A 12,634-nucleotide genomic window follows, 5' to 3' on the forward strand; every position below is an offset into this window, starting at 1 on the left:
ACACCGAACCCGACCAGCCCGCCGGAATCGCCGCATAACATCAACCCACACGGATCAGCGATGGCGACTCATACACCACGCCAGCGGACGTGACCGCGCAGCGACAGCCGTCAGCAAGCCCTGTTCAGCGGCGCTCGGCAACGGCCCACGCCGCCGACAACAGGCAAGCCCGCGCGACAACAGGCAAAAGCCCCCGCGCGGCAACGGGCAAAGCCCTCGCGCGCGACTGGCAAGAGCTCCCGCATGGCGGCACAGGCAAGAGCTCCCGCATGGCGGCACAGGCAAGGGCCGCCGCGTGGCGGTGGCTGGCGACGGCTTCAGCGCGGCAGCAACAGGCAAACCCCCGCGCGGCAGCAACAGGCAAATCCCCGCGCGGCAGCAACAGACAAGAGCTCCGGCATGGCCTCAGCAGGCAAGGGTCGGCGCGTGGCGGTAGCTGGCGACGGCTTAGCGCGGCAACCGAGGACAAGCCCTCACGCGGGAGGCACCCCACCAGCAAGCCGCGCACAGAGGCACCGGGCAGCAAGCCCCCATGCGGCGGCAGCCAGCAACCGCCCGGCTCGCCGGCCGGTCACGAGCCCCGGGCAGGCGGCGACGAGCTCCGGGCGGACGGCAGATGACGGTAAGCGGTTGGTGGACGAAGGACAGCGACAAACGGAGATGGGAGGACACGCGAGGTTGAGGGCGGCGCTAAGCGGCGGCGAGGGACGGGCGCGGAGGGACGCGGGGCGGCGACACGTGATGGCGGCGGGTGATCGGCGGCGGGGTGAGGTGGGTCAGGCGGCGGGTGGCGAGGTGGGTCAGGCGGCGCGGGGCTCGGAGATGCGGAAGCCGCGGGCGCGGACCTGGTCGGCGACGCGGCTCACCTGGGCGTCGATCGCGACCAGGGTGGCCGAGAGCTCCTCCAGGTGATCGGTGAGGGCGGAGTCGTCCCAGTCGGCGACGTCGACCGAGTCCATGGCCAGGACCGCGGAGCGGAGGCGCGCGATCGACTGGATCCGCTCATGGTCGCGGAGGCGGTCGATGGTGTTGCGCGGCCCGACCGGCATCGGCCGCACCACCGGGACAAGCGAGGCAGGCACTTTGTTCGAACGCATGTTCTAATCCTAACAGGACGCAGCCGCCTCGCGCACCAGTTCACTCCTTGTGACGAAGCCCGCCTCTCAGCCTGTAAGCAGGGGAGAGAACGCGATAACGGCCTCGCTCGGCGCCGCCTCGGCGGCTACGAATCCGTCGGGCCGTACGAGGTAGAGCCGGCCCGCAACCAGTCCGGTCCGCGGCGCGGGCGCGAAGACGTGAACGGGCACGCCGAGGTCGGGCACGTCCGCCTCGGCCACTCCCCCGTAGGCGTGGATCTGCCAGGTCAGCTCGCGCAGCACGTCGAAGTTGCCGCCCGTCCAGGGCAGCCGGCGCCCGACCACCTCGTCGCGCCGTCCGCCCGAGGCCGCTTGGGCGCCGGTGGTCATCCAGTAGTGGATGCGGATCTGCGACACGTACTGGAACAGGCGTGATCCACCCGAGGCGCGCGGCAGAACCCGTACACCCATCGGCGCCAGCAACGGCACCGCGAGTGCCCGCAGGGCGCGAGCCGCGAGCCGCTGGGAGGTGACCAGCCCGAAGATCCGGTCCGTGGTGGCGACCAGCGTCTTCGCGACCGGGCGCCGCTCGGCCTCGTACCGGTCGAGCCAGGCGTCCTTGCGGCGGCCGTGCACGACGTCGGCCAGTTTGAAGGCGAGGTTGTGGGCGTCCTGCAGGCCCGTGTTCATGCCCTGGCCGCCGACCGGCGAGTGGACGTGCGCGGCGTCGCCGGCCAGGAAGAACGGGCCGTCGCGGAAGGCCGCCGCGACCCGGTGGTGCACCTTGTACGTCGCGAACCAGCGGGCCTCGCTGTAGGTGACGCCGAACCGGCGGATGCGCGGCCGAACGTCCTCCTCGCCGAGCTCCTCGTCGCCGACCAGGCCGATGATCCGCCAGTTGCCGCGACCGCGCATCGGGAAGCCGATCAGGAAGTCGGCGCGGCCGGGGCGCACGTTGATCGCGTTCTCGACCAGGCCGCCCGTGGCCGCGGCGTCGAGGACGAAGAACCGGTGCGGGTTGGTGACGCCCTCGAACGGGATGCGGCGGGCCCTGCGGACGATCGAGTTGGCTCCGTCGCAGCCCACGCAGAAGCGGGACCGGACGGTGTCGTTGCCGACCTTGGCGACCACGCCGTCCTCGGTCTGGGTCACGGCTGTCACCGGCGTCTCCCAGTGGACGCGGCCGCCGATCTTCTGGAGATTCTCGTAGAGGATCTCCTCGTTGCGGCTCTGCTCCAGGACCTGGATGTACGGAAACGGGGTGACCTCGCCGCCGAGCGGGCCGATCGGGATGCGCCCGAACGCCCGGTCACCGAAGCCGGGCGCCAGCGCGTCGGCCCGGTGGGCGGCGTTCAGCACGAGGTCGCCGAGGCCGAGCTGGTCGTAGATCTCGAGGCTGCGCGCCTGGACGACGAGGGCCCGTGACTCGCGCGTGGGCCCTTCCTTGCCGTCGGCGACGATCACGTCGACCCCGAGTTTGATCAGCCAGTTGGCGAGCATCAGCCCGGTCGGACCGGCTCCCGCCACCAGCACGTCACACGTCAGCTCGGCCATCGGCCGCTCCTCACTTGGTCAAAGTGTCCGCCACGTTCTTCAGCAGCAGGGCCTCGGCCACGCAGACCCGTTCGAACTCGCCCAGGTGCAGGCTCTCGTCGGGGCCGTGCGCGCCCGAGAACGGGTCCTCGACGCCGGTGACGAGGACCGCGGCCTGCGGGAACAGCTCCTGGAAGGTGGCGATGAACGGGATCGAGCCGCCCACGCCGATGTCGACCGGCGACGTGCCGTCCCAGGCCGAGGTGAAGGCGGCGCGGGCCGCCTCGTAGGCCGGGCCGGTCGCGTCGATCACGCAGGGTGAGCCGAGGCTCTCCAGGGTCACCTCGACCTCGGCGCCCCACGGAACGTGCTTCTCCAGGTGAGCCTTGATCGCCGCATAGGCCGACTCGGGGTCGTCGCCCGGCGCCAGCCGTACGCCGATCTTGGCCTTGGCCGTGGGCTGCAGCGCGTTGGCCGCCTCCAGGGTGCGGGGCGCGTCGATGCCGAGCACGGAGATCGCCGGCTTGGTCCAGAGACGGTCGGTGATGGTGCCCTTGCCGATCAGCTGGACGCCGTCGAGCGTGCCGGCCTCGTGGCGGAAACGATCCTCCGGGTAGTCGACCGGGGCGCCCTCGCGGCCGACCAGGCCGTCGACGGTGACCTCGCCGTGCTCGTCGTGCAGCGTGGTGATCAGGCGGGACAGGGTGATCAGGGCGTCGGGCACGGCACCGCCGAACATGCCGCTGTGCACGGCGCTGCGCAGCACCTTGACCTCGGCGAACAGGTTGACCAGGCCGCGCAGGGAGGTGGTCAGCGCGGGCTCGCCGATGTCCCAGTTGCCGGAGTCGGCGATTACGATGACGTCGGAGCGCAGCTCCTCGAGGTGGGCCTGGATGATCGCGTCGAGCGAATCGGAACCGTACTCCTCCTCGCCCTCGACGAAGACGACCACGCCGACCGGCAGCTGGTCGCCGAAGGCGCGCAGCGCGGCCACGTGGGCCATCACGCCGGCCTTGTCGTCGGCGGCGCCGCGGCCGTAGAGCCGGCCGTCGCGCTCCTGCGGCTCGAACGGGTCGCTCGTCCAGTTGCTCAGGTCGCCGACGGGCTGGACGTCGTGATGCGCGTAGAGCAGGACGGTCGGCGCGCCGGCCGGGGCCGCCTTACGGCCGATCACGGCGGGCTGGCCGCCGTGCCGCACGATCTGCACCTCGAGGCCCACACCGCGCAGCAGCTCGGCCACGGCCTCGGCCGACCGCTCCACGTGGGAGTGGTCGAAGCCCTCAAAGGCGATGCCGGGAATGCGGATCAGCCGCTCCAGGTCGGCCCGGACCCCGGGCAGCTCCCGCGCGATCGCCGCGCGCAGATCGGATTCACTCAAACTCATGACCCGATCCTATGCGCGGCCTCCGACATAAAGTCAGCCGTCGTTGCGGCCTCGGCGGGAGGCGTCGCTGGCCCAGTTGCGGGCGCCGCGCACGGCCGAGCCGGCCAGGTCGCCCGCGCCGTCGCCGAGCTTGCGGAGCAGGCCGACCAGCGGGTCCTGCGAGTTGCTGAAGCTGTCGCGGTACGACTGGGCGGCGGCCTTCACGTCCTCGGAGACCGAGGCGTCGCCGTCGGAGTCACGGCGCGGGTAGTCGCCGCCGAGAATCTGCGCATACGCCCCCGAGTCGACCCACTTGCGTAGCTCGGCGGCGCGCGCGACCGGGACCGGGTGGGTGCTCCACGCGGTCATGCCGATCTTGTGGATGCTGTCGCGGAGGTCGCCGCCGCTCTCGTACTCGGCGGCCTGCTCGAGGAAGGCGGCCGTGTCGATCTGGGAGAGGTCGCCGCCGCCGGCCAGTTTCATCAGCAGCCGCAGCGAGGCCGCCGGGTCCTGACCGGCCAGCAGGCCGGCCCGGTCGGCCGACAGCTCGGCCTTGCGCCACCACTCGAACATCGCCGCGATGATCGCCCGCAGCGCGATCGCGCCCACCGGCAGCCAGCTCAGGTTGGCCGCCCAGCGGGTGAGGATCATCATGATCGTCTTGTAGACGGCGTGACCGCTGCGGACGTGGCCGATCTCGTGACCGAGCATGGCCCGCAGCTCGTCGTCGTCGAGCCGCTCGACGGCGCCGGTGGTGACGACGATGAACGGCTTGTCGAGGCCGATCGCGGAGCCGTTGATGATCGGGTCCTGCGAGACGAACAGCTCGGGCAGCTCGACCACGTCGAGGGTCTGAGCGGCCTCGGTGAAGCGCTGGTAGACGCGAGGGTATTGCCGGTGGTCGACGCGGATGGCCCCGGCCAGGAACTGCAGACGGAAACCGCGCTCGTTCCACATGCCGAAGAAGGCCTTGACCACGTCGTCGAAGCCGCGCAGCTCACGCAGGGCGGTCAGCGCGCCCCGGTCGGCCGGGTGCTCCCACGCCCGCGAGCTGATGCCGGTCAGGGTGACCCGCCGGCGGACCGGGCGGTTCTCCTCGTCGGTCGTCATCGATCCCACACCCCGTCCTGAGCTCCGGGCCTGAACACGCCAGGCTCAAGGTACTTCCGGAACGCAACCTTTAACCAGGTGCTCCCGGCGGAATGACCGGAAGTCCGGCCGGCGCGCCCTGCTCGATCAGCCGCCACAGCGCGTCGGTGTCCAGGTGCTCCTCGACCAGATCGCCGAGAATGTCCAGCGAACGCTCGCGCAGGCCGGCGAAGCGCGTGTCCGGCGCGACCGTGAACCCGTGCCGCCCGGCCAGCCGTGCCGCCTCGGTGAGGAAGCGCCGGCGGAACTCGTCGGACTCGAGAGCGCCGTGCCAGTGGGTGCCGAAGACCGGGCCGGACCTCGCTCCTTCGGCGCGCCCGTCGGCGTACGTCACCAAGGGTGTTGGCTGTTGACTTGACACGAAGCCGTGGTGGATCTCGTAACCGGTGACCGGCGCGCCGAACGCGTGGCCCTGGGACCGGGCGAGGATCTTGCGGGGGCCGAAGGTGATGTCGACGGGCAGAAGGCCCAGGCCGGGTACGGTGCCGCGGCGGCTCTCGACGTCGTCGTGGATCGTGCGGGCGAGCATCTGGAAGCCGCCGCAGATGCCGAGCAGCGGCTTGCCGGCGGCCGCGTGCGCCTGGACGGCCCCGGCCAGACCGGTCTCCCGCAGCCAGGCGAGGTCACTCACCGTCGACTTCGAGCCGGGCAGCACCACGAGATCGGCGTCGGCGATCTCGGCCGGTTCGACGGTCATCCGCACGCGAACCCCCGGCTCCGCGGCCAGGGCCTCGGCGTCCGTGGCATTGGAGACCCGGGGCAGCCGTACGACGGCCACGCGCAACCACTCCGTGCCGCGTGGGGCGGCCGGTCGCCCGATCACCCGCCCGTAGGCCAGCGAGTCCTCCCCGTCGAGCCAGACGTCGAGGTGGAACGGCAGCACCCCGTGCACGGGCCGCCCGGTGGCGGCGGTGATCATGTCTAGCCCGGGCGCGAGGATGCCCAGGTCGCCGCGGAACTTGTTGATCACGAAGCCGGCCACGAGCGCCTGATCGGCCGGCTCCAGCAGCGCCACCGTGCCGAAAAGGGCGGCGAAGACCCCGCCCCGGTCGATGTCGCCGACCACGATCGCCGGCAGACCGGCCTGCCGGGCCAGGCCCATGTTGACGAAGTCGCCGTCCCGCAGGTTGATCTCGGCCGGGCTGCCGGCGCCCTCGCAGATCACCGCGTCGTACTCCGCCCGCAACTCGGCCAGGGCGGCGTGCGCGGTCTCGGCCAGCCGCGGCTTCATCGACCGGTAGTTGCCGGCGGTGACGGTGTCGATCGCCTGGCCGAGCAGGACGACCTGGCTCGACACGTCGCTGCCGGGCTTGAGCAGGACCGGGTTGAAGCGCAGGTCGGGCTCGATGCCGCAGGCCGCCGCCTGCATGGCCTGGGCCCGGCCGATCTCGCCGCCGCGGCCGTCCGGGCCGAGCACGACGACCGAGTTGTTGGACATGTTCTGCGCCTTGAACGGCGCGACCTTGACCCCGCGGCGATGGAGCCAGCGGCATATCCCGGCGGTCAGCACGCTCTTGCCGGCGTCCGAGGTGGTGCCGGCGACCAGTAGGCCGTTCATCGGCACCTCCTGGCCAGAGCCGTTCCCGCGGCAATCACAGCAGCACCAGAACCGACCAGACCGGACACACGCGCGGCCCTCCGCAGGTGCACGGGTCTCGGCTCGGGGCCGTCCCCGAGGAACGGCCGCGTCTCACTTCGGCCAAAATAGACATTTCGACCGCCGAGCCGTACGCCGAGAGCACCGGCCATGGCCGACTCGCATTGCCCGGCGTTGGGCGAGGGGTGGTCATTACGGTCGCGGCGCCAGACCCGCAGCGTCTCGCGCGGCGAGCCGCCCGCGATCGGCGCGGCGGCAATCGTGAGCAGGCCGGTCAGGCGCGACGGGGCCAGGTTGAGCGCGTCGTCGAGCCGGGCCGCGGCGGTGCCGAACCGGGCGTACCGCTCCGATCGATGCCCGACCATCGCGTCCAGGGTGTTGGCGGCCCGATAGGCCAGGAGGCCGGGCAGGCCGAGCACGCCGCCCCAGAAGAGCGGCGCGACCACGGCGTCGGACGTGTTCTCGGCGACCGACTCGACGGTGGCCCGGGCCAGCTCGGGCGCGTCGAGCTGGGACGGATCGCGCCCGCACAGGTGATTGAGCCGGCCCCGGGCGGCGGCCAGGTCGTCGCGGTCCAGGTGCTTGGCCATGATCCGCGACTCGCGGCGCAGGGTCCGGCCGCCGAGCACGGTCCAGGTCGCGGCGGCGACGAGGGCGGCCCGGGCGATCGGCAGGCGGCGGGTCGCGACCGCCGCGGCCAGCCCGGCCGCGGCGGGCACACCGACAGCGATCGTGGTGAACGCGGCCCCCGAGCGCCGGGTCGGCGCGTAGAGGCGGCGCTCCAGGGCGCCGGCCGCCGTGCCGAACCCGGCGACCGGATGGAAGCGGCGTGGATCACCGAGTACCGCGTCGAGCAGGTAACCCGTGATCAGTCCGGCGGCGTCCGCCGTACCGGGTCTCATGCTCGCCATCTCGGTCCTCCTGTGCCGCTTCACCGTTGCCGCGCGGCAACGTTAGCCGGAGACCACGCCCCGCTCCGCGGCCGCGGTGCTCAGGTCACAGACCCACACGGCCACCTCCGGCTCGTCGGCGACCGGATCGTCGGGGAACGGGACCGGCTCCATCTGGCCCCACGCGATCGCGCCGGGCGCGCGATCCTCCAGGAACTCGACGACGATCGACTGCAGGTCGCCCGTCGTCCGGTAGGTCGTCTCGAACGGCAACTGGTCGTGGCCGCAGGAGCGCGTCGAGCAGCGCAGCTGCCCCGCCTCCGGGTCGTGCCACACGTAGAACGTCGCCGGCCCGCCGTGTCGCAGGGCCGCGACCTGATCCCGCAGCAGCTCGGCGGTCTCCTCGAAAGCGGAGACGACCTCTTCTGCCGTCATGCTTATGCGTTCGTGCAGCGGCGCACCGAACCAGCTGGTGTTGACCGTCTCGGCGTCCTGGTCGTGCGGCGCAAGCACCAACGTCTCGCCCGCTATCGCGCGGATCTCCTTCAACAGCACGGCCCCAGTCTGCCGGGCGCGGCCACGCCAGGACCAACCGGGCAGGTCGGCCGGGCGGCCGGTTAAAGCGGCACGATCGGCCCACCCCGTTCGGGGGTGACCCTCACCCGTCCGGCCCTTTCCGCTACTTCTCCACTGTCGAGCCGCTGGTCGACGGCTTGCCCTGACCGAGGAAGAAAACGCCGGGCAGGCCGGCGGTTTCGAAGCCGGCGTTCGGGTTGTGGAGCAGCTTCGAATTGCGGATCTTCAGCGTGCCGGTGCGGTCGTTGCTGACGAAGAAGATGGCCCCACCTCCCTCCTTGGCCTTGTTGTCCTTGACGACGGTGCCGTCCAGGGTGAGCGTGAAGTTGTTGCCGTCCAGATAGATCGCCCCGCCGCTGCCGCCACCGGGCGTGCCGCCGCGGGCCGGGTTGGCCCCGTGACCGATCGCCGAGTTGCCGCTGAAGACGCTGTTGAGCACCGTCCAGGAAACTCCGATGCTGCTCAGGGCGGCTCCGTTGGAGCACTGGCCACCGGTGAAGGTGCTGTTCACGACGTAGACCGGGCGGCCGCCGCTCTGGTCCAGCGCCCGGATGGCGGCGCCGCCCAGATCGGGGCCCGTGCTGTCGCACCGGTTCCCGGTGAACCGGGAGTTGACCACCTTGAGCCGGCCGCCGCGGGCGAAGATGGCGCCGCCGCCCCCGCCCTCGGCGGTCTGGCCGGCGCTGTTGCCCCGGGCCAGGGCGAGGTTCTGCACCGTCAGGCGCGGGGTCTCCTGGTCGTTGCAGTGCGAGGTCGTCCAGGTCAGCTCCTTGTCGCAGGTGTTCATGTAGAGGATCCGGCGCCGGCCGTCGCCGCTGAGCGTGACCCGGCCGCCGCCGTCGAGCACGACCGTGGAGCTGGTGTTCCGCACCTTGGCGGTGGCCGACATGGTGATCGTGACGGGGTCGGGACCGCAGTCGAACGCGATGATCCCGCCCTGAGCGACGGCCTTGACCACGGCGGCCGAAGTGCAGCCGGCCGGTGTGCCGTTGCCGACCGTCCGGTCCGGGTGACTGGTGTCGACCGCGCGCGCCTCGGCCGGGACGCCTGCGTGGCCGGCCGGGTTGCCGGGTTTGGGCAGCGTCTTCGCCGCCTTCTCGCCGGCCGGCGGTTTCTCGCTGGCCCCCGCCTTCTCGCTGGCCGGCGGCTGGGACGTGGGTGCGGCCTTGGTCGGCGGTGCGACGGTTGTCGCGGTCGTGGCGGGTGTCGGCGCCGACTCGGCCGGGACCGCGTCGTCGCCGCAACCGCTCAGGATCGCGGCGCCCATCAGGGCCGTCGTAAGAATCGCCAGTCGCCGTTCGAGCACCGGCCGACTCTAGAGGCGATGCACCTCCGTTCGATAGATGGATGCCCGGCCGGCGGTCGCCGGCCGGGCGGTACGGGTCAGGCCGCGATCGGCTCCCGCTTGGCCGAGGAACGCCGGCCGCGCCGGGCGGGCGTGGCGGGCTGCTCATTCGTGAGCCGCTCCACCTCGAGCGTGAAGTCGTCGTCGGCCGTCTCTTCCGTGGCCGGCTTCTCCGCGACCGCGGCCACCGGCGACAGCTCGGCCGGGACCTCCGGGAAGACCGGCGGCTCGGCGAACTCCGGCGTGTCGGTCTCCGGGATGCCCTCGCCGTACCCGGCCGGGACCTCCTCGGCCGTCACCGGGATCGACGGCTCACCGCCGACGAGCAGGTCGGCCTCGGCGTCCTCGATCGCGGAGCCGCCGGGCAGCGCCTTCTGCCGGAAGAACCGGGCCCGGCCCCGGCCCAGGTCGTGGCCGATCGAGTACGCCACCATGTCGTACGAGATGCGGTTGTTGCCCTGTTCGTCCTTCCAGTCGCGGCTGTAGAGACGCCCGTACACGATGACGGGGTCGCCGACGGTGATCGACGAGGCGACACCCTCGGCCAGCTTGCGCCAGGCGGACACCCGGATCCGCAAGCTGTGGCCGTCGACCCAGGCGTTGGTCTCGCGGTCGAAACGGCGCGAGTTCGAGGCGATCCGGAAGTTGGCGACGAGGTTGCCGTTGGTGCTGACGCGGCGCCATTCCGGGGCGGCGAGAACGTTGCCGACGACTACGAGGTTGGTGTCGAACACGGTGTGACCTCCTGTGGGTGACGTTGACAGCGGCAGTCTGGCCGTCACCGCGTACGGCCGGGGGATCTTGACTCTGGGTCTGTGGACAACGGGCGCACTGTGGAAAACCGGCCGTGACCAAGGCGATCTGATATGGCGCGCGGCGGGCGGTACCGGTCGGTAGCCTGGGCCCGTGGAGACCGACGTTCTTGGCGCGCCGTACGAGCGGCACACGATCGACCTGGGTTCCGACGACGAGGGCGCGGTCATCGCCACGCTGGTGCGCCGGCGCCCGGAGAAGCCGCAGAAACGCGCCGTGCTCTACGTGCACGGTTTCGTGGACTATTTCTTCCAGACCCATCTGGCCGATTTCTTCGTCGAGCACGGCTGGGATTTCTACGCGCTCGACCTGCGCAAGTACGGCCGTAGCCTGCTGCCCCACCAGACGCCGAACTTCGCCCGCAGCCTCACCGATTACTACCCGGAGCTCGACGAGGCGGCCCGCATCATCCGCGAGGACGACGGGCACGAGCAGCTGCTGGTCGCCGGCCATTCCACCGGCGGGCTCATCACGTCGCTGTGGTCGCATTCCCGGCAGGGCCGCGGCATCGTCGACGGCCTCTTCCTGAACAGCCCGTTCTTCGACTTCAACGTGCCCTGGCTGGTCAAACGCCCGATCATGGCGGCCGCGATCGGTGTCTCCCGGCGTGCGCCCTATCGGAAGATCCCGATGGCGAATCTCGGCCTTTACGGTCAGAGCCTGCACACCGAGCACCGTGGTGAATGGACATACGACCTGGCCTGGAAGCCCGTACTCGGTTTCCCGGTCACCACCGGCTGGCTCGAAGCCATTCGCCGCGGTCAAAGGCGCCTACGCGCCGGATTGTCGATCGACGCCCCGATCCTGGTCGCCTGCTCGTCCCGCACCTTCCGCGGCCGCGCCTGGCACGACGACCTGAGGACCTCCGACTCGGTGCTGGACGTCGAGCACATCGTCCGCTGGGCCCCCCGCCTCGGCCCGCGCGTCTCGATCGCCCGCTTCGACGGCGGCATGCACGACCTGACCCTCTCCGGCAAAGAGGTACGCATCGACGTCTTCCGCGAACTCGGCCGCTGGGCCGACGCGTACCTCCCCCCGGTCGGCACCCCGGAGATCGAGGTCCCCCCAGCCCCAGAGGACGCCGGCAGGTGAAATAAACGGAAGCGGCTTGCAGATATTGCGTTTGTGTCGCACGCGGGTGCGCATGAGTGCGGCAACCACCCTGGCGGCCACCGCCCTGCAACTCTCCGAGGCGGCCACCCGCCGGGGAAGTCCGGAACACGACTCCCTCAAGTCGCTCTTCGCCCTCCTCTCAAAGGCAGATCGAGCCGAGGTACGCCTCGGGGTCGGCGACGCCGAGACGGTCACCCTTCCACCACTCCTCGTCGACCTGCTCAAGCAGGTGAGCGCCGTGCTGGATCGTGGCGACGGAGTGGCCGTGAGCGAGGTCGCTCGGGAGCTCACCACGAGCGAGGCCGCCCGCGCCCTCGGCGTCTCCCGCCCGACGCTGACAGCCCTGCTGGACAAGGGAGAAATCAGGTCGCACAAGGTGGGAACCCACCGCCGGGTGGCCCTGGCCGACCTCCTGGCTTACCGCCGTCGGCGAGTCGCCCAACAGCGTGAGGCCTACGAAGCCCTGATGGCCGACCAGGATGACCTTGCTATCTACGAGTGAATCGACTGTCGCTTGAGGACATGAGACCACACTGGCGCGATCAGCTCGATGAGCATTTCCCCGAGGCGAAGGTGATGGGCTGGGATCCGCAGTCGGTCCCCCAGCCAGCGGATCCGAACGACCATCACGTGCTGGCCGCCGCCCACGCAGGCGGGGTCGACATCCTGCTCACCAACGACAGCGACATCGACGACTTCCAGCGCTGCCTTGACCAGATCAACGCCGGCATCGACGTTCAGCACGTCGACGAGTTCTTCTGCCTTATGGCCGACCGCCACGCCGAGCTGGTGCGGCGGCGCCATCTGTCCCAGGTCGCCTATTGGCAGCGCCGCGACCCGCTCAGCGAGAAGGCGGCAGCCGACGCCGCGATCGACAGCCTGGACAAAGCGGGGGCCGGGCGTTTCGCCTTCCTGCTCAGGACCGACGAGCGCTTCCGGATCTGGTGAGCGGGTCCGGAACGAGGGGGCCGAGCGGTCGGGCCGGCATAGACATTCCGGGTGGTTTTGAGGGGACGCCTGGTTACCCCCGGGTCGCCGTCGGCAAGATAGGCTGTTGGCCCACGCGCTCGTAGCTCAGCGGATAGAGCAATGGACTTCTAATCCATCGGTCGCAGGTTCGAATCCTGCCGGGCGCGCTTACCCCCTCTGAGCAGCGGAAACGTTCGTAAGGCCGAGGTC

Annotated in this window: 12 protein-coding genes and 1 tRNA gene; 4 read left to right on the plus strand and 9 right to left on the minus strand. The window is 71.0% G+C overall.

Annotated features, from left to right (window positions below; genetic code table 11):
* Window positions 1-800 precede the first annotated feature (800 nt).
* From AB0J66_RS42255 to AB0J66_RS42295, 9 genes are all read right to left on the minus strand, one after another.
* The gene (locus AB0J66_RS42255) at window positions 801-1,097 is read right to left on the minus strand and encodes a hypothetical protein (RefSeq protein WP_364673296.1); all 297 of its coding nucleotides are present in this window, start codon (window positions 1,095-1,097) and stop codon (window positions 801-803) included.
* Between the two features lie 66 nt (window positions 1,098-1,163).
* Window positions 1,164-2,630 (minus strand): FAD-dependent monooxygenase, encoded by a 1,467-nt coding sequence (locus AB0J66_RS42260; protein ID WP_364673120.1) that lies wholly within the window; start codon window positions 2,628-2,630, stop codon window positions 1,164-1,166.
* A 10-nt stretch (window positions 2,631-2,640) separates the two neighbouring features.
* Window positions 2,641-3,987: a dipeptidase gene (locus AB0J66_RS42265; RefSeq protein WP_364673289.1), complete on the minus strand. Its 1,347-nt coding sequence runs from the start codon at window positions 3,985-3,987 to the stop codon at window positions 2,641-2,643.
* Between the two features lie 39 nt (window positions 3,988-4,026).
* Window positions 4,027-5,082 carry a M48 family metallopeptidase gene (locus AB0J66_RS42270; RefSeq protein ID WP_364673122.1) on the minus strand — a complete coding sequence of 352 codons (1,056 nt, stop codon included), beginning with the start codon at window positions 5,080-5,082 and terminating at the stop codon, window positions 4,027-4,029.
* A gap of 70 nt (window positions 5,083-5,152) precedes the next feature.
* A complete protein-coding gene (locus AB0J66_RS42275; RefSeq protein WP_364673124.1) occupies window positions 5,153-6,679 on the minus strand; it encodes a cobyric acid synthase in 1,527 nt (508 codons plus the stop codon).
* Window positions 6,676-7,620, minus strand: coding sequence for a cobalamin biosynthesis protein (locus AB0J66_RS42280; protein WP_364673126.1), 945 nt, complete (start codon window positions 7,618-7,620; stop codon window positions 6,676-6,678). The genes AB0J66_RS42275 and AB0J66_RS42280 overlap by 4 nt, the downstream gene beginning before the upstream one ends.
* 51 nt (window positions 7,621-7,671) lie before the next feature.
* Window positions 7,672-8,163 carry a hypothetical protein gene (locus tag AB0J66_RS42285; RefSeq protein ID WP_364673128.1) on the minus strand — a complete coding sequence of 164 codons (492 nt, stop codon included), beginning with the start codon at window positions 8,161-8,163 and terminating at the stop codon, window positions 7,672-7,674.
* A 124-nt stretch (window positions 8,164-8,287) separates the two neighbouring features.
* The gene (locus AB0J66_RS42290; protein WP_364673130.1) at window positions 8,288-9,490 is read right to left on the minus strand and encodes a hypothetical protein; all 1,203 of its coding nucleotides are present in this window, start codon (window positions 9,488-9,490) and stop codon (window positions 8,288-8,290) included.
* A gap of 77 nt (window positions 9,491-9,567) precedes the next feature.
* On the minus strand, window positions 9,568-10,263 hold the full coding sequence (locus AB0J66_RS42295; RefSeq protein ID WP_364673132.1) for a single-stranded DNA-binding protein: 696 nt from the start codon (window positions 10,261-10,263) through the stop codon (window positions 9,568-9,570).
* 172 nt (window positions 10,264-10,435) lie between these two features.
* Between AB0J66_RS42295 and AB0J66_RS42300 the strand changes: the two genes are divergently transcribed.
* From AB0J66_RS42300 to AB0J66_RS42315, 4 genes are all read left to right on the plus strand, one after another.
* Window positions 10,436-11,434 (plus strand): alpha/beta hydrolase, encoded by a 999-nt coding sequence (locus AB0J66_RS42300; protein ID WP_364673134.1) that lies wholly within the window; start codon window positions 10,436-10,438, stop codon window positions 11,432-11,434.
* A gap of 52 nt (window positions 11,435-11,486) precedes the next feature.
* Window positions 11,487-11,957 carry a helix-turn-helix domain-containing protein gene (locus AB0J66_RS42305; RefSeq protein WP_364673135.1) on the plus strand — a complete coding sequence of 157 codons (471 nt, stop codon included), beginning with the start codon at window positions 11,487-11,489 and terminating at the stop codon, window positions 11,955-11,957.
* A 20-nt stretch (window positions 11,958-11,977) separates the two neighbouring features.
* Complete coding sequence (locus tag AB0J66_RS42310; protein ID WP_364673136.1) at window positions 11,978-12,403, plus strand: hypothetical protein; 426 nt, start codon at window positions 11,978-11,980, stop codon at window positions 12,401-12,403.
* A 115-nt stretch (window positions 12,404-12,518) separates the two neighbouring features.
* Window positions 12,519-12,591, plus strand: a tRNA-Arg gene (locus AB0J66_RS42315).
* The last annotated feature ends 43 nt before the right edge of the window (window positions 12,592-12,634 follow it).

It is taken from the genome of Actinoplanes sp. NPDC049598, assembly GCF_040675435.1.
Taxonomy (GTDB): domain Bacteria; phylum Actinomycetota; class Actinomycetes; order Mycobacteriales; family Micromonosporaceae; genus Actinoplanes.